Raw genomic sequence first — 23,909 nt, 5'->3', positions numbered from 1 at the left:
TGGCGGGATGATTTATCGCATCAGAAATTGGCTGATGGCAACCCTGGTCCTGCTGTGCGCGCAGGCAGGGGCCGCCAGCCTTTCCGATCTTCAGGTTTCTAACGGCGAACAGCAGGCGCGGATTACGCTCAGTTTTATTGGCGAGCCTGAATATGCTGTTTCGCAGGACGGGAAGCGCACCGTTGCGCTGGATATTAAACAAACCGGCGTGATTCAGGGACTGCCGCTGCTGTTTAGCGGTAATAACCTGGTTAAGGCCATCCGTGCGGGTACACCGAACGATCCACAGTCTTTGCGACTGGTTGTCGATTTAACCGAGAACGGAAAAGCCGCCGCTGTAAAACGGCAAAACGGCGGTAACTATACCGTGGTGTTTACCATCAATGCTGATGCACCTCCGCCGCCACCGCCACCTCCTGTGGTGGTGAAGCGCGTTGAAGCACCCGTTGTCGCTCCGCGTCCGTCAGAACCTGCGCGTAACCCGTTTAAAACGGAAAATAATCGCACGACCGCCGTCATCAACAGTAATACGGCCACGCGGCCTGCCGCTCGGGCGGTGAGCAACAATAATGGCGATAAAGTGGTCATTGCGATTGATGCCGGGCACGGTGGACAAGATCCTGGCGCGATTGGTCCTGGCGGCACGCGTGAGAAAAACGTCACCATCGCCGTCGCGCGTAAGCTGCGCAGTCTGCTCAATGACGATCCGATGTTTAAGGGCGTACTCACTCGCGACGGCGATTACTTCATCTCAGTGATGGGACGTTCTGATGTGGCGCGTAAACAAAATGCCAACTTCCTGGTCTCCATTCATGCGGATGCGGCACCCAACCGGGATGCCACGGGTGCTTCCGTTTGGGTGTTGTCAAACCGTCGAGCCAACACTGAAATGGCTGGCTGGCTGGAACAGCACGAGAAGCAATCGGAGCTGCTGGGTGGCGCGGGTGATGTGCTGGCCAACAGTCAGTCCGACCCGTATTTGAGTCAGGCGGTGCTGGACCTGCAGTTCGGTCATTCACAGCGTGTAGGGTATGATGTGGCAACCAGTATGATCGGCCAGCTGGAGCGCATTGGTTCGATGCATAAGCGCCGCCCGGAGCACGCCAGCCTTGGCGTATTGCGTTCTCCGGATATCCCGTCTGTGCTGGTTGAAACCGGCTTTATCAGTAACAACAGCGAAGAACGTTTGTTGGCGAGCGATGATTATCAGCAGCAGCTGGCCGAGGCGATTTACAAAGGATTGCGTAATTACTTCCAGTCGCATCCGATGCAAACCGGGCCACAGGGCGCACCGGCGCAAACTGCTAGCGCCATCTCGCCGGGCGACACGTTAACCAATTAAGGATTAGCCATGCCGATTCAGGTTCTACCGCCACAGTTGGCGAACCAAATTGCCGCAGGTGAAGTGGTAGAACGGCCTGCGTCAGTGGTTAAAGAACTGGTAGAAAACAGTATCGATGCGGGTGCAACGCGCATTGATATTGATATCGAACGTGGTGGCGCCAAGCTGATCCGTATTCGTGATAACGGCTGCGGCATTAAAAAAGACGAGCTGGCGCTCGCGCTGGCGCGTCATGCGACCAGTAAAATTGCCTCCCTTGACGATCTCGAAGCTATTGTTAGCCTCGGATTTCGCGGGGAAGCGCTGGCCAGCATCAGCTCGGTCTCTCGATTAACCCTGACGTCACGTACGCAAGAACAATCCGAAGCCTGGCAGGCCTATGCCGAAGGGCGCGATATGGATGTGACGATTAAACCTGCCGCACATCCGGTGGGCACCACGCTGGAAGTGTTGGATCTGTTCTACAACACGCCAGCACGGCGTAAGTTCATGCGCACCGAGAAAACCGAATTTAACCATATCGACGAGATAATCCGCCGCATTGCGCTGGCGCGTTTTGATGTGACCATAAATTTGTCGCATAACGGTAAAATGGTGCGTCAGTACCGTGCAGTCGCCGCCGATGGGCAGAAAGAGCGTCGTCTGGGCGCGATTTGCGGCACGCCGTTTCTGGAGCATGCGCTGGCGATTGAGTGGCAGCATGGAGATTTAACGCTGCGTGGCTGGGTCGCTGACCCGAATCACACCACGACGGCGCTGGCCGAAATACAGTACTGCTATGTGAATGGCCGTATGATGCGCGATCGGCTGATCAACCATGCTATCCGTCAGGCCTGTGAAGACAAACTTGGGGCCGATCAACAGCCTGCGTTTGTCCTGTACCTAGAAATCGACCCGCATCAGGTGGACGTTAACGTGCATCCTGCCAAGCATGAAGTCCGTTTCCATCAGTCCCGGCTGGTGCATGACTTTATCTATCAGGGGGTGTTGAGCGTATTGCAACAGCAGCTTGAAACGTCGCTGCCGTTGGCCGATGACGACACGCCTGCGCCAAGGCATATCCCGGAGAACCGGGTTGCGGCTGGACGAAACCACTTTGCCGAACCTGCCCCCGCGCGTGAACCGGCTACGCCGCGTTATTCCGTATCGGCAGGCGGTGGTGGTGGTGGTGGTGGTGGCCGTCAGGCGAGTGCCAGTTGGCCACATGCTCAGCCTGGGTATCAAAAGCAGCAGGGGGAAGTTTATCAGCAACTGCTGCAGACACCTGCGCCAACGCATAAAACCACGATGCCTGAAACACCCGCGGCACCGCTTACCGGAAATAGCCAAAGTTTTGGTCGTGTATTGACGATCGTGGGGGCTGACTGTGCATTACTGGAATGTGACGGTCATATTCGCCTGCTGGCGTTGCCGGTGGCCGAGCGCTGGCTGCGTCAGGCGCAGTTAACGCCAGCGCAAGGACCCGTTTGCGCCCAGCCGTTACTGATCCCTTTGCGTTTGAAAGTGACCGATGATGAGAAGACGGCACTGGAAAAAGCACAGAGTCAGTTGGCTGAGTTGGGCATTGAATTTCAACTGGATGCGCAGCATGTGACCATCCGAGCGGTGCCTTTACCCTTACGCCAACAAAATTTACAAATCTTGATTCCTGAACTGATAGGCTACCTGGCGCTGCAGTCCGTATCCGAACCTGGCGATATTGCACAGTGGATTGCGCGAAACGTCACGAGTGAACATCCGCAGTGGAGCATGGCTCAGGCCATTACGCTGTTAACGGATGTTGAGCGGCTATGCCCACAATTAGTGAAGGCGCCGCCGGGTGGTCTGTTACAACCTGTTGACTTACATTCGGTAATGAACGCCCTGAAACATGAGTGATATCAGTAAGGCGAGCCTGCCAAAGGCACTATTTTTGATGGGGCCGACGGCCTCCGGTAAAACAGCATTAGCAATTGAATTGCGTAAAGTTTTGCCAGTAGAGTTGATAAGCGTTGATTCCGCCCTTATCTACAAGGGGATGGATATCGGTACAGCTAAGCCGGATGCTGAAGAGTTAAAGGCTGCGCCGCATCGATTGCTGGATATTCGCGATCCAGCGCAGGCGTATTCTGCGGCGGATTTTCGTCGCGATGCGCTAGCGGAGATGGCCGATATCACCGCAGCGGGACGAATTCCGCTGTTAGTGGGTGGCACAATGTTATATTTCAAAGCCTTGCTGGAAGGGTTGTCGCCGTTACCGTCGGCGGACCCGGAGGTCAGAGCCAGCATTGAGCAGCAGGCGGCAGAGCGTGGATGGGATGCGTTACACCGACAGCTTCAGGAGATCGATCCGGTTGCTGCGGCGCGGATTCATCCAAATGATCCGCAAAGACTTTCCCGGGCACTGGAAGTTTTTTTCATTTCGGGTAAAACTTTAACGGAGCTGACGCAAACGTCAGGAGATGCTTTGCCGTATCAGGTGCATCAGTTTGCAATCGCCCCGGCGAGCCGTGAACTGCTCCATCAGCGAATTGAGCAGCGTTTTCATCAGATGTTAGCTTCAGGTTTTGAAGCAGAAGTCCGGGCGCTTTTTGCCCGAGGAGATTTGCATACGGATTTGCCTTCCATTCGTTGTGTTGGGTATCGCCAGATGTGGTCGTACATTGAAGGCGAAATTTCATACGATGAAATGGTTTATAGAGGTGTTTGCGCCACGAGGCAATTGGCGAAGCGGCAGGTAACCTGGTTACGTGGTTGGGAAGGGGGGCACTGGCTTGACAGTGAAAAGCCTGACCAGGCGCGAAACGAAGTATTACAGGTTGTTGGTGCTATCGCGAATTGAATGTGTACAATTGAAACGTATCGTGCGCAATTTTTCAGAATCGAAAGGTTCAAAGTACAAATAAGCATATAAGGAAAAGAGAGAATGGCTAAGGGGCAATCTTTACAAGATCCGTTCCTGAACGCATTGCGTCGGGAACGTGTTCCAGTTTCTATTTATTTGGTGAATGGTATTAAACTGCAAGGTCAAATCGAGTCTTTTGATCAGTTCGTGATCCTGTTGAAAAACACGGTCAGCCAGATGGTTTACAAGCACGCGATTTCTACTGTTGTCCCGTCTCGCCCGGTATCTCATCACAGCAATAATGCCACCGGCGGCACAGGTAGCAGTAACTACCATCATGGTAGCAGCGCGCAGGGTTCTTCTGCGCAACAGGACAGCGAAGAAACCGAATAAGGTTTTGGGCTGTTTTACACACGGGGAGCCAGAGATCCTGCGTTCCCCGTTGATATATATTAAGGGGTTGACGCTTGTTTGACCGTTATGATGCCGGTGAGCAGGCGGTACTGGTACACATCTATTTTTCGCAAGACAAAGATATGGAAGACCTCCAGGAGTTTGAATCTCTGGTTTCTTCCGCCGGTGTCGAAGCAATGCAGGTGATTACCGGGAGCCGTAAAGCACCGCACCCGAAGTTTTTTGTTGGTGAAGGTAAGGCAATCGAAATTGCGGAAGCCGTAAAAGCGACTGGCGCTGCGGTGGTGATTTTTGATCATGCTTTGAGCCCTGCCCAGGAACGTAACCTGGAACAGTTATGCCAGTGTCTTGTTATCGACAGGACCGGTCTCATTTTAGATATTTTTGCCCAACGTGCGCGTACCCATGAAGGTAAGTTGCAGGTTGAGCTGGCGCAGTTGCGCCATATGGCTACGCGTCTGGTCCGTGGCTGGACCCACCTTGAAAGGCAAAAGGGCGGGATTGGTTTGCGCGGTCCGGGTGAAACCCAGCTCGAAACCGACCGTCGTTTGCTGCGTAATCGTATTTTGCAGATCCAGTCGCGCCTGCAAAAAGTTGAAAAGCAACGTGAGCAGGGGCGGCAGTCGCGCAAGAAAGCGGATGTCCCAACCGTATCACTGGTGGGATATACCAACGCCGGAAAATCCACCCTGTTCAACCAGATAACCGAAGCCCGGGTTTATGCAGCAGATCAACTGTTTGCGACCCTGGATCCGACGCTACGTCGTATCGATGTGGCGGACGTCGGCGAAACCGTGCTGGCGGATACCGTAGGGTTTATCCGTCATTTACCGCATGACCTGGTAGCGGCATTTAAAGCCACTTTACAGGAAACTCGTCAGGCGACATTGCTGCTGCACGTTATTGATGCGGCAGATTTTCGTGTGCAGGAAAACATTGAGGCCGTCGATACGGTACTCGAAGAGATCGATGCGCATGAGATCCCGACTCTGCTGGTAATGAATAAAATCGATATGCTGGACGATTTTGAACCGCGTATCGACAGAGATGAAGAAAATAAACCAATCCGCGTTTGGGTTTCAGCGCAAACCGGTATTGGCATACCACAGCTTTTTCAGGCTTTAACAGAGCGTCTTTCTGGTGAGGTTGCGCAGCATACGCTGCGTTTGCCGCCGCAGGAAGGGCGTCTGAGAAGCCGGTTTTACCAACTTCAGGCAATAGAAAGAGAGTGGATGGAGGAAGACGGCAGCGTAGGTCTGCAAGTACGTATGCCGATCGTGGACTGGCGTCGCCTCTGTAAACAAGAACCGGCACTGGAAGACTATGTTGTCTGACCTGTCGGATATGGCCTGAAGATTTTTTCGCCTCTATACCTCGTGGATTTTGTACGGTAGGAAGGCGGCAAGTCCCGGCATCCCCAAACGCATAGTCAACTATGTGACTGGGAGTGAAGGGCGTAGCCAACGCATCTGCAACGCAAAAGACGCAGGTATAGCATCGCATAACAAATATGGAGCACAAACATGGCGTGGAATCAGCCCGGTAATAACGGACAAGACCGCGACCCCTGGGGAAGCAGCAAACCTGGCGGCAACCCTGAGGGAAATGGAAACAAAGGTGGTCGCGAGCAGGGGCCTCCCGATCTTGATGATATCTTCCGCAAGCTGAGTAAAAAACTCGGTGGTCTGGGTGGCGGTAAAGGTACAGGCTCTGGTGGTGGCGGTAGTTCATCGCAAGGCCCGCGTCCGCAACTGGGCGGTCGAGTCTTTACTATTGCTGCAGCCGCTATTGTCATTATCTGGGCAGCCAGCGGTTTCTACACCATTAAAGAAGCGGAACGCGGCGTAGTGACACGCTTCGGTAAATTCAGCCATTTGGTTGAGCCGGGTCTGAACTGGAAACCGACATTTGTGGATACCGTTACGCCGGTAAACGTTGAAGCCGTGCGTGAACTGGCAGCCTCCGGTGTGATGCTGACTTCTGACGAAAACGTCGTGCGCGTTGAGATGAACGTGCAGTACCGCGTGACCGACCCGCAGAAATATCTGTTTAGCGTGACCAGTGCTGATGACAGCCTGCGTCAGGCAACCGACAGTGCACTGCGTGGGGTTATCGGTAAATACACCATGGACCGTATCCTGACCGAAGGGCGTACCGTTATTCGTAGCGATACCCAGCGTGAACTGGAAGAGACCATTCGTCCATACAACATGGGTATTACCCTGCTGGACGTCAACTTCCAGGCTGCTCGTCCGCCGGAAGAGGTGAAAGCGGCATTTGACGATGCCATTGCGGCGCGTGAAAACGAGCAGCAGTACATTCGTGAAGCAGAAGCGTACACCAACGAAGTACAGCCGCGTGCTAATGGTCAGGCGCAGCGTATTCTTGAAGAAGCGCGTGCATACAAAACACGAACCATCCTGGAAGCTCAGGGTGAAGTGGCGCGTTTTGCCAAAATTCTGCCGGAATATAAAGCCGCACCGCAAATTACTCGCGAGCGTCTGTATATCGAGACCATGGAAAAAGTGCTGAGCCATACCCGTAAGGTGTTGGTTAACGACAAGGGTGGCAATCTGATGGTTCTGCCGTTGGATCAAATGCTAAAAGGCGGCAACGCTCCGGCAGCCAAGAGTCAGAGCAGCTCAAACCTGCTGACTCTGCCGCCAGCATCCTCTTCCAGCACGGGAGCAAGCAACACTTCGTCCACCAGTCAGGGCGATATTATGGACCAACGCCGCGTTAACGCGCAGCGTAACGACTACCAGCGTCAGGGGGAATAACGATGCGTAAGTCAGTTATTGCGATTATCATCATCGTTCTGGTAGTGCTGTTCATGTCTCTCTTTGTGGTCAAAGAAGGCGAGCGTGGTATTACTCTGCGCTTTGGCAAAGTTTTACGTGACGATGACAACAAACCATTGGTTGTTGCACCGGGCCTGCACTTCAAGATTCCATTTATTGAATCCGTGAAGATGCTTGATGCGCGTATTCAGACCATGGACAACCAGGCCGATCGCTTTGTCACCAAAGAGAAGAAAGACCTGATCGTTGATTCCTACATCAAGTGGCGTATCAGTGACTTCAGCCGTTACTACCTGGCAACGGGCGGTGGCGATGTTTCTCAGGCAGAAGTTCTGCTGAAACGTAAGTTCTCTGACCGTCTGCGTTCTGAAATTGGTCGTCTGGACGTAAAAGACATCGTTACCGACTCTCGTGGTCGCTTAACGCTGGAAGTCCGTGACGCGCTGAACTCGGGTTCTGCAGGTACGGAAGACGAAGTCGCAACGCCGGCAGCGGATAGCGCGATTGCCGAAGCGGCTGAGCGCGTTCAGGCTGAAACCAACGGTAAAGTACCGGTCATCAACCCGAACAGTATGGCGGCGTTGGGGATCGAAGTGGTTGACGTGCGTATTAAGCAAATCAACCTGCCTGCTGAAGTGTCTGAGGCGATCTACAACCGTATGCGTGCTGAGCGTGAAGCCGTAGCACGTCGCCATCGTTCACAGGGTCAGGAAGAAGCGGAAAAACTGCGTGCAACAGCGGACTATGAAGTCACCAAAACGTTGGCAGAATCTGAGCGTCAGGGCCGTATTATGCGCGGTGAAGGCGATGCAGAAGCCGCTAAACTGTTTGCTGATGCATTCAGTCAGGATCCTGACTTCTACGCCTTCATCCGTAGCCTGCGTGCTTATGAGAAGAGCTTCGAAGGCAATCAGGACGTGATGATCATGAGCCCGGACAGCGATTTCTTCCGCTACATGAAGACGCCGAGCAACGCAACACGCTAAACTCGCACCCGCGGTTTTAAACCAGCAAAACCACCAGCATCCCCAAGGATGCGGTGGTTTTCTTTTTAGATAAGGACAACGGATGAACTCAACAATTTTGTTGGCACTCGCGCTGGTTTTGGTGCTGGAAGGACTGGGTCCGATGCTATATCCCAGTGCCTGGAAGAAAATGATCGGGGCAATGGCGCAACTTCCTGAAAATATTTTGCGGCGTTTTGGTGGAGGTCTTGTGGTTGCAGGCGTGGTGGTCTACTACATGTTGAAGAAAACGATTGGCTGACCAATAAGTAGACTAATTTACGGATTTCCGCATGCAAAAAGTGCTGTATATCTGAAAAAGCGGTGGTAGAATCCATTTTTAAGCAAACGGTGATTTTGAAAAATGGGTAACAACGTCGTCGTACTGGGCACCCAATGGGGTGACGAAGGTAAAGGGAAGATCGTCGATCTCCTGACTGAACGGGCTAAATATGTTGTGCGCTACCAGGGTGGTCACAACGCAGGCCATACTCTCGTAATCAACGGTGAAAAAACCGTCCTCCATCTTATTCCATCAGGTATTCTTCGCGAAAACGTCATCAGCATCATCGGTAACGGTGTTGTGCTGTCTCCGTCCGCGCTGATGAAAGAGATGAAAGGACTGGAAGACCGCGGGATTCCTGTCCGTGAGCGCCTGCTGCTGTCTGAAGCGTGTCCGCTGATCCTTGATTATCATGTTGCGTTAGATAATGCGCGTGAGAAAGCACGTGGCGCGAAAGCGATCGGCACCACCGGTCGTGGCATCGGGCCAGCTTATGAAGACAAGGTAGCACGTCGCGGTCTGCGCGTTGGCGATCTGTTTGATAAAGCAACCTTCGCTGAAAAACTGAAAGAAGTGATGGAATATCACAACTTCCAGCTGGTGAATTTCTATAAAGTTGAAGCCGTTGACTACCAGAAAGTGCTGGATGATGTGATGGCGATTGCCGACATCCTGACCTCTATGGTTGTTGATGTCTCCGATCTGCTGGACCAGGCGCGTAAGCGTGGCGATTTCGTCATGTTTGAAGGTGCGCAAGGTACGCTGCTGGATATCGACCACGGTACCTATCCGTACGTAACATCCTCCAACACCACCGCAGGTGGCGTGGCGACCGGCTCCGGCCTGGGCCCGCGTTATGTGGACTACGTTCTGGGTATCATCAAAGCCTACTCTACTCGTGTAGGTGCGGGTCCGTTCCCGACCGAACTGTTTGATGATGTCGGCGAGTTCCTGTGCAAGCAGGGTAACGAATATGGCGCAACCACCGGTCGTCGTCGTCGTACCGGCTGGCTGGACTCCGTTGCTGTGCGTCGTGCAGTACAGATTAACTCCCTGTCTGGCTTCTGCCTGACCAAACTGGACGTCCTGGACGGTTTGAAAGAAGTGAAAATCTGTGTCGCTTACCGTATGCCGGATGGCCGTGAAGTCACGACTACCCCGCTGGCAGCTGACGACTGGAAAGGCATCGAGCCGATCTACGAAACCATGCCTGGCTGGTCTGAGTCCACCTTCGGTGTGAAAGAGCGTAGCGGTCTGCCGCAGGCAGCGCTGAACTACGTCAAGCGTATTGAAGAGCTGACCGGTGTGCCGATTGATATCATTTCAACTGGCCCAGACCGTACTGAAACCATGATTCTGCGCGACCCGTTCGACGCATAATGTAGGTTGTAGCGTAGCGTCAGATGGCGCTGCGCTTGCTTTAAAGCAAGCCGGATGCAAGGCTTTGTATCAGTATCTGGCTTAAAATCATGTAGGTTCCTCGCTTTTTTCCTTCCCGAATTGAAATAAATTAGCGACCTGGCTGGTGGCTGGTTTATCATCAATATAATTAATACTACCAGGCTTATCCGTTTTATCCTTTTTCCAGAGGTTGATGTGCAGTTAACGAGTTTCACCGATTACGGATTACGTGCGCTAATCTACATGGCGTCGCTACCCGAAGGACGTATGACCAGTATTTCTGAGGTGACAGAAGTCTACGGCGTGTCCCGTAATCATATGGTCAAAATAATTAATCAACTTAGCCGGGCTGGCTTCGTTACTGCTATCCGTGGAAAAAATGGCGGTATCCGCTTGGGCAAAGCGGCAAAGGATATTGGTATTGGTGATGTGGTCCGCGAGTTGGAGCCGTTGACGTTGGTCAACTGCAGCAGCGAGTTTTGCCACATTACCCCTGCCTGTCGACTCAAACAGGCGCTTTCTAAGGCAGTGCAAAGTTTTCTCACGGAACTGGACAACTACACACTTGCTGATTTGGTTGAAAAGAATCAACCGCTATATAAATTATTGCTGGTGGAGTGACGAAAATCTTCATCAGAGCTGACAATGGAGGAACCTCGATGTCACATGATCCTTTCCAGGAACGCGAAGCAGAAAAATACGCGAATCCCATCCCGAGCCGGGAATTTATCCTCGAACATTTAACTAAACGTGAAAAACCGGCCAACCGCGATGAGCTGGCCGTTGAACTCAACATTGAAGGCGAAGAGCAGCTCGAAGCGCTTCGTCGCCGCCTGCGCGCGATGGAGCGTGATGGGCAACTGGTCTTCACCCGCCGGCAGTGTTACGCACTGCCGGAGCGTCTTGACCTGCTGAAAGGTACCGTTATTGGCCACCGTGATGGCTACGGCTTTCTGCGCGTCGAAGGACGTAAAGACGATCTGTATCTCTCGAGTGAGCAGATGAAAACCTGCATCCATGGCGATCAGGTACTGGCGCAACCGCTGGGCGCGGATCGTAAAGGCCGCCGCGAAGCGCGTATTGTGCGTGTACTGGTGCCGAAAACCAGTCAGATTGTCGGTCGTTACTTTACCGATGCGGGCGTAGGTTTTGTCGTTCCGGACGACAGCCGTCTCAGCTTTGATATCCTGATCCCACCAGAAGAGGTGATGGGCGCCCGCATGGGCTTCGTGGTGGTGGTTGAACTGACCCAGCGCCCGACTCGTCGCACTAAAGCGGTGGGTAAAATTGTTGAAGTGCTGGGTGACAATATGGGTACCAGCATGGCCGTTGATATGGCCCTGCGTACGCACGAAATCCCTTATATCTGGCCTGATGCAGTCGTTAAACAGGTCGCCGGGCTGAAAGAAGAAGTACCGGAAGAGGCCAAAATCGGTCGTGTTGACCTGCGTGATTTGCCGTTGGTGACAATTGATGGTGAGGATGCGCGTGACTTTGATGACGCAGTCTACTGTGAGAAGAAACGCGGCGGTGGCTGGCGTTTGTGGGTTGCTATCGCTGACGTCAGTTATTACGTGCGTCCGCCTACCCCGCTGGACCAGGAAGCGCGCAGCCGCGGGACTTCCGTCTACTTCCCGTCGCAGGTTGTACCGATGCTACCGGAAGTCCTTTCCAACGGGTTATGCTCGCTGAACCCGCAGGTAGACAGGCTGTGCATGGTTTGTGAGATGACCATCTCCACGAAAGGGCGCCTGACGGGCTACAAATTCTATGAAGCGGTGATGAGCTCCCACGCGCGTTTGACCTACACCAAGGTCTGGCACATGCTGCAGGGTGATGAGGAACTGCGTGAGCAATACGCACCGTTGGTGAAACACATTGAAGAGCTGCACAATCTCTACAAAGTGTTGGATAAAGCCCGTGAAGAGCGCGGCGGTATCTCGTTTGAGAGCGAAGAAGCGAAGTTTATCTTCAATGCCGAACGCCGTATTGAACGCATTGAGCAGACTCAGCGTAACGACGCACACAAGCTGATCGAAGAGTGCATGATCCTGGCGAACATCTCAGCGGCACGTTTTGTTGAGAAAGCCAAAGAGCCGGCACTGTTCCGTATCCATGACAAGCCGACGACTGAAGCGATTACCTCCTTCCGTTCCGTGCTGGCGGAGTTGGGACTGGAGCTGCCGGGCGGCAACAAACCTGAGCCGCGCGATTACGCCGAGTTGTTGGAGTCGATTGCCGATCGACCTGACGCAGAAATGCTGCAAACTATGCTGCTGCGCTCGATGAAGCAGGCGATTTACGATCCCGAAAACCGCGGTCACTTTGGTCTGGCGCTGCAGTCTTATGCCCACTTTACCTCGCCGATCCGTCGTTACCCGGACCTCTCTTTGCACCGTGCGATCAAGTATCTGCTGGCGCAGGAGCAGGGCCACAAAGGCAATACCACGGAAACCGGTGGCTACCACTATTCGATGGAAGAGATGCTGCAACTGGGTCAGCACTGTTCTATGGCAGAACGTCGTGCTGATGAAGCTACGCGCGATGTATCTGACTGGCTGAAGTGTGACTTCATGCTGGATCAGGTCGGTAATGTCTTTAAAGGCGTCATTGCCAGTGTGACCGGTTTTGGCTTCTTTGTCCGCCTGGATGAACTGTTTATTGACGGCCTGGTGCATGTCTCCTCGCTGGATAACGACTACTATCGCTTCGATCAGGTTGGGCAACGCCTGACCGGTGAATCAAGCGGTCAGATGTATCGCCTGGGCGATCGCGTCGAAGTGCGTGTGGAAGCCGTCAACATGGACGAGCGTAAAATCGACTTTAGCCTGATCTCCAGCGAACGTGCCCCGCGCAACGAGGGTAAAACTGCGCGTGAAAAGGCGAAGAAAGGCGATACGGGTAAAAGCACCGGCCGACGTCGTCAGGCGGGAAAAAAGGTGAATTTCGAACCGGATAGCGCATTCCGCGGCGAGAAAAAAGGCAAAGCTAAACCTCAGGCGGATAAAAAAACGGCTGAGAAAAAAGGCGATAAAAAAGCGAAAAAGCCCTCGACAAAAACGCTTAAAATCGCGGCCGCCACCAAAGCCAAGCGCGCGGCGAAAAAGAACGTCGCGCAATAACAGCCATAAACCGTAAGCCGGGCGACCACGCGTTGCCCGGCGTTACACTTAAACTATCTTAACGAGTACATTCATGAGTGAAATGATTTACGGCATCCATGCGGTGCAGGCCCTGCTTGAGCGTGCGCCTGAGCGCTTTCAGGAGGTCTTTATTCTCAAAGGGCGTGAAGACAAACGCCTGCTGCCGCTGATCCATGCCCTGGAAGCCCAGGGTGTTGTCATCCAGTTGGCGAATCGCCAGTTCCTGGATGAGAAAAGTGAGGGTGCAGTTCATCAGGGAATCATTGCCCGCGTGAAACCGGGTCGTCAGTATCAGGAGAACGATCTGCCGGATCTGATTGCCTCACTTGATCAACCGTTCTTTTTGATCCTCGATGGTGTCACCGATCCGCACAACCTTGGTGCTTGCTTGCGTAGCGCAGACGCTGCCGGTGTGCACGCGGTTATCGTACCGAAAGATCGTTCTGCGCTGCTGAATGCCACGGCGAAAAAAGTAGCCTGCGGTGCTGCTGAAAACGTACCGCTGATCCGCGTGACCAATCTGGCACGTACCATGCGTATGCTGCAGGAAGAGAATATCTGGATCGTCGGAACCGCCGGTGAAGCGGACCATACTCTGTTCCAGAGTAAAATGACCGGTCGTCTGGCATTGGTGATGGGCGCAGAAGGCGAAGGTATGCGTCGTCTGACCCGCGAACATTGTGATGAGCTGATCAGTATTCCGATGGCGGGGAGCGTTTCATCGCTTAACGTTTCTGTTGCGACGGGGATTTGCTTGTTTGAGGCCGTCCGCCAGCGTGGATAAACGTTAATTTTCAGAAAAAGCCATCCAATTTCGGATGGTTTTTTTTTATCTAAAACTGATATTCTAATAAGAGAAGGAAAATATTTTTATATTTATTTAAGTATAACATACAGGATTTATATATGGCATGGACCCCGCAGGTGCTGACTAAAGCGCTCACTAATTCTCATGGTTTAAATATAGATATTATAAGTAATGAGCAGTCATTGATTATTAAAATGAATGATTATGGAGACTTACTTCTCAGTATTCTATTTACCTCCCGCCAGATGATTATCGAAACTGTTATTTGCCCAGTGAATAATATTCAGCATCAGGATGCATTTAATCTTTTCTTATTACGCAATCAAAAGCTGCTTCCACTGTCGTCTGTAGGCATTTCTCGTGTGCGGCAGGATGAATACTACGTCGCATTTGGTGCGCTGTCGCTGAACTCCACATTAGAGGACGTGGTGCTTGAAATGACAACGCTCGTGGATAACGCGCTAGATCTGGCGGAAATCACTGAAGAATATACTCACAAATAACAAGGAACGCTGTTGATGGGAATCTTGAAAAGCCTGTTTACCCTCGGCAAATCTGTGCTTTCTCAGGCAGAAGAGTCAATCGAAGAAGCACAGGGCGTCAGAATGCTGGAGCAACACATTCGTGACGCAAGAAATGAACTGGAAAAAGCCGGGAAATCGCGAGTTGACCTGTTGGCACGCGTGAAACTGAGCAATGACAAACTGAAAGATCTGCGCGAACGTCAGTCCACTCTTGAAGCGCGGGCGCTGGAAGCGCTAAGTAAAAACGTCAATCCGTCGTTAATTAACGAAGTCGCCGAAGAGATCGCGCGTCTGGAGAACGTGATTGCGGCTGAACAGCAAGTGCTTACTAACTTAGAAATCTCACGTGATGGCGTTGAAAAGGCCGTTACCGCAACGGGCCAGCGGATTGCCCAGTTTGAACAGCAGCTTGAGGTGGTTAAGGCAACGGAAGCGATGCAGCGCGCTCAACAGGCCGTGACTACATCTACAGTCGGGGCTTCTTCCAGCGTATCGACGGCAGCAGAGTCACTTAAACGTCTGCAAACACGTCAGGCAGAGCGACAGGCCCGGCTGGATGCGGCAACACAGCTGGAGAAAGTGGCTGACGGACGTAATCTGGACGAGAAACTGGCTGAAGTCGGCATTGGCGCTGCCAACAAAAGTTCTGCCCAGGATGTGCTGGCGCGACTACAACGCCAGCAAGGCGAGTAATTATACGGCAAAGCCTGCCCGCAAAGATTGCTAGCTGGCAGGTTAGTAAGGGATAACGATGTCGACTTTTTTACAGCGTATATTTGGCACTGCAGAGGCCGCTACGCCCGTTCGTGGCCCATTGGGCCTACATTTGAGCGCAGGGTTTACGCTCGACACACTGGCGTTTCGCCTGTTAGAAGAGGATTTGTTGGTGGTGTTGCCCGGCGAGGAGTATACCGTTGCGGCAATCAGCCATATTAATTTGGGCGGTGGAAGCCAGATTTTCCGCTACTACACCTCGGGCGAGGAATTTCTGCAAATCAATACCACCGGCGGGTCAGATATGGATGATATCGACGATATCAAACTGTTTGTGTATGAAGAAAGCTATGGCTTAACTCAGAAAAAACACTGGCAGTCCGCCATTAGCCCGGCAGAGATCGGCATGCCAGCGCTTTTCTGGCAGGGTCAGCACTGGCAGCGTTTTTTTAATGACGAAGAACCGGGGAATATTGAGCCAGTCTACATGCTGGAAAAGGTCGAGAATCAGCAGCATGCAAAGTGGGAAGTGCATAACTTTACCATGGGCTACCAACGACAGGTAACAGCAGATACCTGGGAATATCTGCTGTTGAACGGCGAAGAGTCGTTTAATGAGCAAGGCGAGCCAGAGTGGATATTCTCACGGGCGCTGGGTGTCGATATCCCATTAACATCTCTTAATATTATTGGTTAACGTCAGGGACGAAAACAATGCATATCCTGGAATCATTACTGGCCTTTTGTGCCTATTTTTTTATTGGTGCGGCCATGGTGATAATTTTTCTTATTATCTATTCAAAGATAACACCGCACAATGAATGGCAGTTGATTAAAAATAACAATACGGCAGCCTCGCTGGCATTTAGCGGCACGCTGCTAGGCTACGTTATTCCTTTATCCAGCGCAGCAATCAACGCGGTCAGTATTCCTGATTATTTTGCCTGGGGCGGTATTGCGTTGGTGATACAGCTTATTATCTACGGTGGTGTACGCTTATATATGCCAGCATTGAGTGAAAAAATTATTAACCACAACACCGCTGCGGGACTGTTTATGGGAACCGCTGCGCTGGCTGGCGGGATTTTTAATGCCGCCTGTATGACATGGTAATGGACGATCATGGCTAGAAAACGTAAATCCGGACAAAAGAAATTGGGAACAGGTCATTCGGCGATCGCCCGAATGAATCGCCCGGTGAATCCCTTTGAGAAAAAACGCAGTCGCTACAGTGGAAAGTATCTGACGCTGGCGATTATGGGCGGCGCAGCATTTTTTATCCTCAAGGGATGCGGGGATGATACAGGCTCGGACAACGACGGCGACGGCCGGTTTTACTCCACGGTGAGCGAATGTATTGATGACGGTAATACCGCTACCGTGTGTGCGGACGGCTGGAACAATGCCAAGACAGAGTTCTATGGCAAAGTGCCAACGCAATTAAGTAAGGCGAGTTGTCAGACCCAGTTTGGCGATTGCTACCTCGATAGCACCGATCAGAGTTGGGTGCCGGTGTTTACCGGTTTTTTGCTCAGTCGGGTGATTCGCAAAGATCGTGACGAGCAGTATGTTTACAGCAGTGGCGGCTCATCATACGTTTCCCGCCCCGTCTGGCGTACGACCTCAGGCGACTATGCCTGGCGTTCCGGTAGCGGAAAAAACGATACCGCCACGACGCATGCCTACACGACGAAGAAAGTCTCGACGGTTTCTCGCGGGGGTTACGGGCGTTCGTCCAGCGCGCGCGGGCACTGGGGAGGCTAACGATGTTACGACATGGTATTCCTGTTCGGCAGGATCTGGACCAGATCGCCTACGATCATGGTTTTGATTTTCACATTATCGACAACGAAATCTACTGGGATGAAAGCCGGGCTTATCGCTTTACGCTACGGCAAATTGAAGAGCAGATCGAAAAGCCTACTGCTGAGTTGCATCAAATGTGTCTGGACGTCGTTGAGCGGGCGGTTAAGGATGAGCAGATCCTCCAGCAACTGGCGATCCCCCCACTGTATTGGGATGTTATTGCTGAGAGCTGGCGCAATCGCGATCCTTCGCTGTATGGGCGAATGGATTTTGTCTGGTGTGGCAACAATGCGCCGGTCAAGCTGCTGGAATACAACGCTGATACACCAACGTCGTTGTACGAGTCGGCGTATTTCCAGTGGCTATGGCTGGAAGATGCTCGCCGCAGTGGGGCGATCCCGCGGGACACTGACCAGTACAACGCTATCCAGGAACGTCTGATCGCCCGTTTTAGTGAGCTTTACAGTCCGGAGCCGTTTTACTTCTGCTGCTGCGAAGATTCCGACGAAGATCGCACCACCGTGCTGTATTTGCAGGATTGTGCGCAGCAGGCAGGTCAAGCGTCGCGGTTTATTTATGTTGAGGATCTGGGGCTTGGCGTCGGCGGTGTGCTGACGGATCTTGATGACAACGTCATTCGTCGCGCCTTTAAGCTCTATCCTCTGGAGTGGATGATGCGTGACGATAACGGTCCGTTGCTACGTCATCGCCGGGAACAGTGGGTCGAACCACTGTGGAAGAGCGTGCTCAGTAACAAAGGGTTGATGCCTCTGCTGTGGCGATACTTCCCCAACCATCCAAACCTCCTGCCAGCCTGGTTCGAAGGTGAAACGTCAAAAATTGCACCCGGCGAAAGCTATGTACGCAAACCGATATTTTCCCGTGAGGGGGGCAACGTCACCATTTTTAATGGTCAGCAGCAGATTGTTGAACATGCTGATGGCGACTACGCAGAAGAACCGATGATCTATCAGGCGTTTCAGCCGCTGCCGCGTTTTGGCGATAGCTACACGCTGATTGGTAGTTGGATCGTCGACGATGAAGCCTGCGGCATGGGGATCCGTGAAGACAATACGTTGATTACGAAAGATACTTCTCGGTTTATTCCTCATTACATTGCTGGCTAAACGTACTTTTGTGATCTCCCTCCTTCGCAGAGAGTGTGGTTCTGACCATACTTAAGGCGATGGCCATTGATGGAGGGAGACACAATGCACTGGCAAACGCATACCGTTTTTAACCAACCTGTACCACTCAATAACAGCAACTTATACCTATCGGATGGAGCACTGTGTGAAGCAGTCAACCGCGAAGGCGCTGCCTGGGATAGCGATCTCCTCGCCAGTATTGGTCAGCAATTAGGCACTGCAGAATCGCTTGAACTGGGTAGGTTGGCTAACGCGTATCCGCCTGAATTGCTGCGATACGATCCGCAGGGGCAGCGGTTGGATGATGTGCGCTTTCATCCCGCCTGGCATTTACTGATGCAGGGATTGTGCGCCAACCGCGTGCATAATCTTGCCTGGGAAGAGGATGCGCGGCAGGGAACGTTTGTTGCCCGAGCTGCACGTTTTATGCTGCATGCACAGGTGGAAGCGGGAACCTTATGCCCGGTGACCATGACCTTTGCCGCTACGCCGTTGTTACTCCAGATGTTACCTTCGCAATTTCATGACTGGCTGACGCCGCTGCGTAGCGATCGCTACGATTCTCATCTTCTGCCCGGCGGGCAAAAACGCGGCCTGCTGATTGGTATGGGGATGACGGAAAAGCAGGGTGGCTCGGATGTGCTGAGCAATACCACTCAGGCAGAACGGCTGGCGGATGGCGCGTATCGGCTGGTGGGGCATAAATGGTTCTTCTCGGTACCGCAAAGTGACGCCCATCTGGTGCTGGCGCAGGCCAGAGGCGGCTTATCCTGCTTTTTTGTGCCGCGATTTTTACCTGATGGCCAGCGTAACTCCATCCGTCTTGAGCGCCTGAAAGATAAGCTAGGCAATCGCTCTAATGCCAGCTGTGAGGTTGAATTTCAGGACGCGATGGGCTGGTTGCTGGGAGAAGAAGGTGAAGGTATTCGCCATATTCTGAAAATGGGCGGCATGACGCGTTTTGACTGTGCGCTGGGGAGCCACAGTATGATGCGACGCGCTTTTTCTGTCGCCATTTATCATGCGCATCAACGCCAGGTATTTAGCAAGCCGTTGATTGATCAACCGATGATGAGACAGGTATTAAGCCGCATGGCGCTTCAACTGGAAGGTCAAACCGCGCTACTGTTTCGCCTGGCGCGGGCCTGGGATCGTCGAACGGATGCGAAAGAAGCGTTGTGGGCCCGGTTATTCACCCCGGCAGCCAAGTTTTCCATCTGCAAAGGCGGTATGCCATTTGTTGCAGAGGCCATGGAGGTGCTCGGCGGTGCAGGCTATTGCGAAGAGAGTGAGCTGCCGCGTTTATACCGTGAAATGCCGGTCAACAGCATCTGGGAAGGGTCTGGCAACATCATGTGCCTTGATGTGTTGCGGGTGTTGGCGAAACAACCTGGTATGGTCGACATGCTCAGCGAGGCCTTTGCCGAGGTCAAAGGGCAAGACAGGCATTACGATCGAATGGTGCGTAAGCTACAGCCGCATTTACACAAACCCAGTGAAGCGCTGGGACGGGAAATTACCCAGCAACTGTTCCTGCTCGGCTGCGGGACGCAGATGTTGCGTTATGCGTCTCCGCCCGTGGCGCAGGCCTGGTGTCAGATGATGCTGGATACGCGCGGCGGGATGAAGTTGTCTGAACAGGTACAGAATGATTTGCTACTGCGGGCAACGGGGGGATTACGGTAATAATATGCCTGATGGCGACGCTGGCGCGTCTTATCCTGCCTACGTTCGTTGTAGGTAGGATAAGTTTACGCCATCCGGCAATCTGTTATGCATAAAGTATGGCCTGTACGCGCCAGTTATCGGGCTGCTGTTCTTCGTACATCTGAATAATCCGGTACCATGAGGCACCTTGCTCATCCGCTTTTAACGCCACAACACGCTCCACATCCTGCGGATTTCCCGCAATGTTACTGACAGATATCTGGCCAATTTCGTTGAGACCCGTTACGCAGTCAGCGCTGGCGAACTCGGCAGACTGTGCCGTGGTATCCACCATTCCAGCAGAAAGCAGCAGTGAGGATAAGGCTAGTGATTGTTTCATCGTCAGCTCCATTATTCGTACCCCTACACGTGGCAGGGCATTCCATCGCGAGAATAAACCTCCAGCTCCCTGCTGTTGGTTTATTGTGCACAGGAAAACGCATAGGGGCGCAAAGCAATGTAAAACTGACTAAATTTCAACCCAATGTTATTTACGATACAAAATGGCTTGTGAATACCATTGGCCTGTTACGATGGTCTCATCGACTAATAAGACAACGTAATAATCAGCTTTAGCCGCAGCGGCTTTGGCGCGGATCTCTGCCAGCGCATCATCTGGAGAACCTCTTACCAACGCGCTCACAACCCCCAATCGCTGTAACCCATTACTCTGGTCACGGCGGATTTCTTGTGGGTGATCGGCGACGGGCGGTGCCGGTTGTGGCGTGCCCTGCAGCACGCTACAGGCGCTTAACATCATCACCAGCATCAAAGAGGCAAACCGACGCATAACTCTATCTCGTTTCCTGATAGCCATAGTGTAGTGCCTTATTAATTTCCCTTTAGGGGGAATGTTCCCGAATTGTTATCTCTCACGCGATTTTCGAATGAAAATGTTGCGAAAGCGTAACCCAGTTCTCAACATTATGAATCATTGCCGCACACATTCACTTGCGTTAAGTATTTCGCCATGGCATACCAGAAAAAAAGAGGCGACATATGATAGAAATTGAAACACGACAGTTGGCGGGGATCCCTGTCCTGCACGCATTTCCCACGAATAAACACGACCTTTCACTCCCCTGCGTTATCGTCTATCACGGGTTTACCTCTTCCAGTCTGGTCTACAGCTATTTTGCCGTTGCACTGGCACAGGCCGGGTTTCGGGTCATCATGCCCGATGCGCCCGATCATGGCACGCGCTTCCACGGTAATGCGCAGGAAAGAATGCACCGCTTCTGGCAGATATTGCAGCAAAACATGCAGGAATTTACGGCGTTACGTGCGGCGCTGGTGGCTGAAAATTGGCTGTTGGATGAACGTCTTGCCGTGGCAGGGGCATCTATGGGGGGCATGACAACGCTGGGCATTATGGCGCGCCATCCCGAGGTGAAATGTGCAGCCTGCCTGATGGGATCGGGCTATTTTACCCGACTTGCCCATACGCTTTTTCCGCCAGTATTGGTACAGACGACGGAGCAGCAGGCGGAATTTGATGCGATTGTCGCGCCACTGGCTGACTGGGAGGTAACGCATCAACTGGAGCGCCTTGCCGACAGACCGTTGCTGTTGTGGCATGGCCAGGATGACGACGTGGTGCCGGCAGTGGAAACCTTCCGCTTACAACAGGCGCTAATCCAGGCAGGTCTGGACAACTCTCTGACCTGCCTGTGGGAAGCAGGCGTACGGCATCGCATCACGCCAGAAGCGCTGGCGGCGACAGTCGCGTTTTTCCGCCAACACCTCTAAACGCGCAGAATAGTCACGCCCTGTGCTTCCAGCTGTTGCAGGATCTCAGGGTTCGCATTTTTGCCGGTAATCAGCATGTCGATTTGATCGGCACGGCTGAACAGCATGCCCGCGCGCTCACCGACCTTGCTGCTATCGACCAGCACCACCAGTTTGCCGACCACGTTAAGCATCTTTTGTTCAGCCATCGCGGTGAGCATATCGGTTTTATACAGTCCGTCAGCGGTCAGTCCTTTACCGCTGGTAAACATCCAGTGTCCGGCATACAGGCTATTCTCGCTGCCTTGTGGGCTCAGCGTGATGGACTGACTTTTGTTGTACTGTCCCCCCATGATGATCACGCTTTCATGCTCCTGGTCGATCAGAAAATTCGCCAGCGGCAGGTAGTTGGTGATGATTTGCACCGGTTTGCCACACATTTCGCGGCCAAGCAGGAACGCCGTTGATCCACAGTTGATCACTACACTTTCACCTGCGTTCACTAACTGGGAAGCGGCTTTGGCAATCCGCACTTTTTCGTCGTGGTTTTGCGCCTGATGCAGATTCATTGGGGTCCAGCGCGGGCGCTGCTGGGTAATGGCTTCTGCACCGTTACGGACTTTCTTGAGCTTGCCGCTTTCGTCGAGTTTATTGATATCCCGGCGCGCTGTGGCGGGTGAGATTCCCAAACGTTCAATCACGTTCTCAACGGTAACAAAGCCCAATTGCGCCAGCATATCCAGCAATATTTGATGTCTTTGTGCTTCAGTCATGAGCTATTCCGATACAAATTGATTTGAAAAGATGATATTTGAAATAGCCTGAAAATACTAAGATAAATGGGTAAAAATGCCGGGAAGACCCGGCATTTAACTGCAATCACAGGAAGGATTTAAACGGTAAATCCGGTTCAATGGTAAAGCAGTCTTCAAAGCCGCGCGGGTAGTGATACTCAAAATTATCTTTGTCCAGCGGCCAGGTGAACTTGCCGCCAACCTGCCAGATAAACGGTTTGAAGCCATACTTCAGCCGGTCTTTTTTCATCTCCCAAAGAACACGGATCTCCTGTGGATCGGCCTGGAAGTTTGACCAGATATCATGGTGGAAGGGGATAACCACCTGGGTGTTCAGCGCTTCTGCCATACGCAGCATATCGGAACTGGTCATTTTGTCGGTGATACCGCGCGGGTTCTCACCGTAGGAGCCAAGTGCGACGTCGATGTGATGCTCGTTGCCGTGCTTTGCATAATAGTTGGAGTAGTGAGAATCACCGCTGTGATATAGCGTACCGCCCGGCGTTTTGAACAGGTAGTTAACCGCACGTGCATCCATGCCGTCAGGCAGGATACCTGCCGCTTTTTGATCCGCAGGCAAGGTGATCAATGCCGTACGATCAAACGCGTCGAGCGCATGAATTTCAATATCTTTTACTTTAACGACGTCGCCTGGCTTCACCACGATGCAGCGTTCTTTTGGCACGCCCCAACCCACCCACAGATCCACACAGGTTTGTGGTCCGATAAACGGCACATCGTCGGCACAGTTCTGCATGACGGCGGCAGCAACGTTCACGTCGATATGATCGTTATGATCGTGGGTGGCGAGAACGGCATCGATCTGGCGAATAGCGAAAGGATCGAGAACAAACGGCGTGGTGCGCAGGTTTGGCTGGAGTTTCTTCACGCCTGCCATACGCTGCATCTGATGGCCTGTTTTCATCAGTGGATTACCGTGGCTCTGCTTGCCTGTTCCGCACCAAAAATCAACGCAGACGTTAGTCCCGCCTTCCGATTTCAGCCAAATTCCGGTACAGCCCAGCCACCACATCGCAAAGGTGCCTGGTGCAACCTGTTCTTGTTCGATCTCTTCGTTTAGCCAGCTGCCCCACTCCGGGAATGTGCTCAGGATCCATGATTCACGCGTGATACTTTTTACTTTACTCATCGCATTTACCTTCAGGTTTGTTCAAGTTGAATCAAATTGTGACTTATTTTGATTAATCCTGACACCATTTTATCAAAATGGCAATGCGTGTTTTTTCAACAAAAAGAGACGCTCTCGATAAATATTGCAATAAGATAAAGTGCCATCTCATTAATTAATAATCATATTTAATTGTTTTTATTGATTTTATTTTCGTTTGATTGAATGTGGGAAAAACCATTTCATTCGTAAGTGAATAATTTGCGTACTGCATCACATTTAATCAAATTCAATCTTGATGTGATTACTTTTGAAAACTAAAGTGAGGGCACAATATCC

At 52.3% G+C, this 23,909-nt stretch carries 24 protein-coding genes; 20 read left to right on the top strand and 4 right to left on the bottom strand.

Going from position 1 to position 23,909, the window contains the following annotated elements; all coding sequences use genetic code 11:
- The first annotated feature begins 7 nt into the window (after nucleotides 1-7).
- From amiB to FCH32_RS09485, 19 genes are all read left to right on the top strand, one after another.
- Entirely contained in the window at nucleotides 8-1,342 is a 1,335-nt protein-coding gene (amiB, locus tag FCH32_RS09575; RefSeq protein WP_117342430.1) for an N-acetylmuramoyl-L-alanine amidase AmiB, read from the top strand.
- A gap of 9 nt (nucleotides 1,343-1,351) precedes the next feature.
- Entirely contained in the window at nucleotides 1,352-3,220 is a 1,869-nt protein-coding gene (gene mutL, locus FCH32_RS09570) for a DNA mismatch repair endonuclease MutL (protein WP_174360808.1), read from the top strand.
- Complete coding sequence (miaA, locus tag FCH32_RS09565; protein WP_174360807.1) at nucleotides 3,213-4,163, top strand: tRNA (adenosine(37)-N6)-dimethylallyltransferase MiaA; 951 nt, start codon at nucleotides 3,213-3,215, stop codon at nucleotides 4,161-4,163. Before mutL ends, miaA begins: the two co-directional genes overlap by 8 nt.
- A gap of 84 nt (nucleotides 4,164-4,247) precedes the next feature.
- A complete protein-coding gene (gene hfq / locus FCH32_RS09560) occupies nucleotides 4,248-4,559 on the top strand; it encodes an RNA chaperone Hfq (protein WP_096758588.1) in 312 nt (103 codons plus the stop codon).
- Nucleotides 4,560-4,633: 74 nt separating this feature from the next.
- Entirely contained in the window at nucleotides 4,634-5,914 is a 1,281-nt protein-coding gene (gene hflX, locus FCH32_RS09555; RefSeq protein WP_096758587.1) for a ribosome rescue GTPase HflX, read from the top strand.
- Between the two features lie 189 nt (nucleotides 5,915-6,103).
- Nucleotides 6,104-7,360 carry an FtsH protease activity modulator HflK gene (gene hflK / locus FCH32_RS09550; protein WP_115259619.1) on the top strand — a complete coding sequence of 419 codons (1,257 nt, stop codon included), beginning with the start codon at nucleotides 6,104-6,106 and terminating at the stop codon, nucleotides 7,358-7,360.
- A 2-nt stretch (nucleotides 7,361-7,362) separates the two neighbouring features.
- Entirely contained in the window at nucleotides 7,363-8,367 is a 1,005-nt protein-coding gene (gene hflC, locus FCH32_RS09545; protein ID WP_115259618.1) for a protease modulator HflC, read from the top strand.
- Between the two features lie 82 nt (nucleotides 8,368-8,449).
- Complete coding sequence (locus FCH32_RS09540; protein ID WP_096758584.1) at nucleotides 8,450-8,647, top strand: DUF2065 domain-containing protein; 198 nt, start codon at nucleotides 8,450-8,452, stop codon at nucleotides 8,645-8,647.
- A gap of 102 nt (nucleotides 8,648-8,749) precedes the next feature.
- Nucleotides 8,750-10,048, top strand: coding sequence for an adenylosuccinate synthase (gene purA, locus FCH32_RS09535; protein WP_096758583.1), 1,299 nt, complete (start codon nucleotides 8,750-8,752; stop codon nucleotides 10,046-10,048).
- A gap of 216 nt (nucleotides 10,049-10,264) precedes the next feature.
- On the top strand, nucleotides 10,265-10,690 hold the full coding sequence (gene nsrR / locus FCH32_RS09530; RefSeq protein WP_096758582.1) for a nitric oxide-sensing transcriptional repressor NsrR: 426 nt from the start codon (nucleotides 10,265-10,267) through the stop codon (nucleotides 10,688-10,690).
- A 38-nt stretch (nucleotides 10,691-10,728) separates the two neighbouring features.
- Entirely contained in the window at nucleotides 10,729-13,191 is a 2,463-nt protein-coding gene (rnr, locus tag FCH32_RS09525) for a ribonuclease R (protein ID WP_096758581.1), read from the top strand.
- Between the two features lie 73 nt (nucleotides 13,192-13,264).
- Nucleotides 13,265-13,996 (top strand): 23S rRNA (guanosine(2251)-2'-O)-methyltransferase RlmB, encoded by a 732-nt coding sequence (rlmB, locus tag FCH32_RS09520; RefSeq protein ID WP_096758580.1) that lies wholly within the window; start codon nucleotides 13,265-13,267, stop codon nucleotides 13,994-13,996.
- A 122-nt stretch (nucleotides 13,997-14,118) separates the two neighbouring features.
- Nucleotides 14,119-14,523, top strand: a complete 405-nt coding sequence (locus tag FCH32_RS09515) for a YjfI family protein (RefSeq protein ID WP_174360806.1) — start codon at nucleotides 14,119-14,121, stop codon at nucleotides 14,521-14,523.
- A 15-nt stretch (nucleotides 14,524-14,538) separates the two neighbouring features.
- The gene (locus FCH32_RS09510) at nucleotides 14,539-15,237 is read left to right on the top strand and encodes a PspA/IM30 family protein (RefSeq protein ID WP_153880283.1); all 699 of its coding nucleotides are present in this window, start codon (nucleotides 14,539-14,541) and stop codon (nucleotides 15,235-15,237) included.
- 58 nt (nucleotides 15,238-15,295) lie between these two features.
- Nucleotides 15,296-15,955 carry a YjfK family protein gene (locus FCH32_RS09505; protein ID WP_096758577.1) on the top strand — a complete coding sequence of 220 codons (660 nt, stop codon included), beginning with the start codon at nucleotides 15,296-15,298 and terminating at the stop codon, nucleotides 15,953-15,955.
- 17 nt (nucleotides 15,956-15,972) lie between these two features.
- Entirely contained in the window at nucleotides 15,973-16,371 is a 399-nt protein-coding gene (locus FCH32_RS09500; protein ID WP_096758576.1) for a DUF350 domain-containing protein, read from the top strand.
- Between the two features lie 9 nt (nucleotides 16,372-16,380).
- Nucleotides 16,381-17,022: a DUF1190 domain-containing protein gene (locus tag FCH32_RS09495; protein ID WP_117342427.1), complete on the top strand. Its 642-nt coding sequence runs from the start codon at nucleotides 16,381-16,383 to the stop codon at nucleotides 17,020-17,022.
- Between the two features lie 2 nt (nucleotides 17,023-17,024).
- Entirely contained in the window at nucleotides 17,025-18,191 is a 1,167-nt protein-coding gene (locus tag FCH32_RS09490) for a glutathionylspermidine synthase family protein (protein WP_174360805.1), read from the top strand.
- Between the two features lie 84 nt (nucleotides 18,192-18,275).
- Nucleotides 18,276-19,898, top strand: a complete 1,623-nt coding sequence (locus tag FCH32_RS09485) for an isovaleryl-CoA dehydrogenase (protein ID WP_174360804.1) — start codon at nucleotides 18,276-18,278, stop codon at nucleotides 19,896-19,898.
- Between the two features lie 85 nt (nucleotides 19,899-19,983).
- On the opposite strand, the gene yjfN is transcribed toward FCH32_RS09485, so the two are convergent.
- Both yjfN and bsmA read right to left on the bottom strand, forming a co-directional pair.
- Entirely contained in the window at nucleotides 19,984-20,259 is a 276-nt protein-coding gene (gene yjfN, locus FCH32_RS09480) for a DUF1471 family protease activator YjfN (RefSeq protein ID WP_135912687.1), read from the bottom strand.
- A gap of 147 nt (nucleotides 20,260-20,406) precedes the next feature.
- Nucleotides 20,407-20,736, bottom strand: a complete 330-nt coding sequence (gene bsmA / locus FCH32_RS09475) for a biofilm peroxide resistance protein BsmA (protein WP_135912686.1) — start codon at nucleotides 20,734-20,736, stop codon at nucleotides 20,407-20,409.
- A 182-nt stretch (nucleotides 20,737-20,918) separates the two neighbouring features.
- Between bsmA and yjfP the strand changes: the two genes are divergently transcribed.
- Nucleotides 20,919-21,668 (top strand): esterase, encoded by a 750-nt coding sequence (yjfP, locus tag FCH32_RS09470; protein WP_115259609.1) that lies wholly within the window; start codon nucleotides 20,919-20,921, stop codon nucleotides 21,666-21,668.
- Here yjfP and ulaR read toward each other — a convergent pair.
- Together ulaR and ulaG are read right to left on the bottom strand one after the other, a co-directional pair.
- Entirely contained in the window at nucleotides 21,665-22,420 is a 756-nt protein-coding gene (gene ulaR / locus FCH32_RS09465; RefSeq protein ID WP_096758569.1) for an HTH-type transcriptional regulator UlaR, read from the bottom strand. The two genes, yjfP and ulaR, sit on opposite strands and share 4 nt — an antisense overlap.
- A gap of 106 nt (nucleotides 22,421-22,526) precedes the next feature.
- The gene (ulaG, locus tag FCH32_RS09460; RefSeq protein ID WP_096758568.1) at nucleotides 22,527-23,591 is read right to left on the bottom strand and encodes an L-ascorbate 6-phosphate lactonase; all 1,065 of its coding nucleotides are present in this window, start codon (nucleotides 23,589-23,591) and stop codon (nucleotides 22,527-22,529) included.
- Nucleotides 23,592-23,909: the final 318 nt, after the last annotated feature.

Origin of the sequence: Citrobacter gillenii (assembly GCF_013337685.1) — a bacterium.
GTDB classification, from domain to species: domain Bacteria; phylum Pseudomonadota; class Gammaproteobacteria; order Enterobacterales; family Enterobacteriaceae; genus Citrobacter; species Citrobacter gillenii.
The sequence above is the reverse complement of the archived record's forward strand: the minus strand, read 5'-3'. Positions and strand labels throughout refer to the sequence as shown.

What these genes read in the sequence shown, in the direction of transcription:
- FCH32_RS09540 (WP_096758584.1), top strand. Translation starts at nt 8,450, where the DNA reads ATGAACTCAACAATTTTGTTGGCACTCGCGCTGGTTTTGGTGCTGGAA.
- FCH32_RS09505 (WP_096758577.1), top strand. Translation starts at nt 15,296, where the DNA reads ATGTCGACTTTTTTACAGCGTATATTTGGCACTGCAGAGGCCGCTACG.
- bsmA (WP_135912686.1), bottom strand. Translation starts at nt 20,736, where the DNA reads ATGGCTATCAGGAAACGAGATAGAGTTATGCGTCGGTTTGCCTCTTTG.
- hflK (WP_115259619.1), top strand. Translation starts at nt 6,104, where the DNA reads ATGGCGTGGAATCAGCCCGGTAATAACGGACAAGACCGCGACCCCTGG.
- FCH32_RS09485 (WP_174360804.1), top strand. Translation starts at nt 18,276, where the DNA reads ATGCACTGGCAAACGCATACCGTTTTTAACCAACCTGTACCACTCAAT.
- miaA (WP_174360807.1), top strand. Translation starts at nt 3,213, where the DNA reads ATGAGTGATATCAGTAAGGCGAGCCTGCCAAAGGCACTATTTTTGATG.
- FCH32_RS09490 (WP_174360805.1), top strand. Translation starts at nt 17,025, where the DNA reads ATGTTACGACATGGTATTCCTGTTCGGCAGGATCTGGACCAGATCGCC.
- FCH32_RS09510 (WP_153880283.1), top strand. Translation starts at nt 14,539, where the DNA reads ATGGGAATCTTGAAAAGCCTGTTTACCCTCGGCAAATCTGTGCTTTCT.
- FCH32_RS09500 (WP_096758576.1), top strand. Translation starts at nt 15,973, where the DNA reads ATGCATATCCTGGAATCATTACTGGCCTTTTGTGCCTATTTTTTTATT.
- ulaR (WP_096758569.1), bottom strand. Translation starts at nt 22,420, where the DNA reads ATGACTGAAGCACAAAGACATCAAATATTGCTGGATATGCTGGCGCAA.
- hfq (WP_096758588.1), top strand. Translation starts at nt 4,248, where the DNA reads ATGGCTAAGGGGCAATCTTTACAAGATCCGTTCCTGAACGCATTGCGT.
- yjfP (WP_115259609.1), top strand. Translation starts at nt 20,919, where the DNA reads ATGATAGAAATTGAAACACGACAGTTGGCGGGGATCCCTGTCCTGCAC.
- FCH32_RS09515 (WP_174360806.1), top strand. Translation starts at nt 14,119, where the DNA reads ATGGCATGGACCCCGCAGGTGCTGACTAAAGCGCTCACTAATTCTCAT.
- yjfN (WP_135912687.1), bottom strand. Translation starts at nt 20,259, where the DNA reads ATGAAACAATCACTAGCCTTATCCTCACTGCTGCTTTCTGCTGGAATG.
- rnr (WP_096758581.1), top strand. Translation starts at nt 10,729, where the DNA reads ATGTCACATGATCCTTTCCAGGAACGCGAAGCAGAAAAATACGCGAAT.
- FCH32_RS09495 (WP_117342427.1), top strand. Translation starts at nt 16,381, where the DNA reads ATGGCTAGAAAACGTAAATCCGGACAAAAGAAATTGGGAACAGGTCAT.
- amiB (WP_117342430.1), top strand. Translation starts at nt 8, where the DNA reads ATGATTTATCGCATCAGAAATTGGCTGATGGCAACCCTGGTCCTGCTG.
- hflC (WP_115259618.1), top strand. Translation starts at nt 7,363, where the DNA reads ATGCGTAAGTCAGTTATTGCGATTATCATCATCGTTCTGGTAGTGCTG.
- rlmB (WP_096758580.1), top strand. Translation starts at nt 13,265, where the DNA reads ATGAGTGAAATGATTTACGGCATCCATGCGGTGCAGGCCCTGCTTGAG.
- ulaG (WP_096758568.1), bottom strand. Translation starts at nt 23,591, where the DNA reads ATGAGTAAAGTAAAAAGTATCACGCGTGAATCATGGATCCTGAGCACA.
- mutL (WP_174360808.1), top strand. Translation starts at nt 1,352, where the DNA reads ATGCCGATTCAGGTTCTACCGCCACAGTTGGCGAACCAAATTGCCGCA.
- purA (WP_096758583.1), top strand. Translation starts at nt 8,750, where the DNA reads ATGGGTAACAACGTCGTCGTACTGGGCACCCAATGGGGTGACGAAGGT.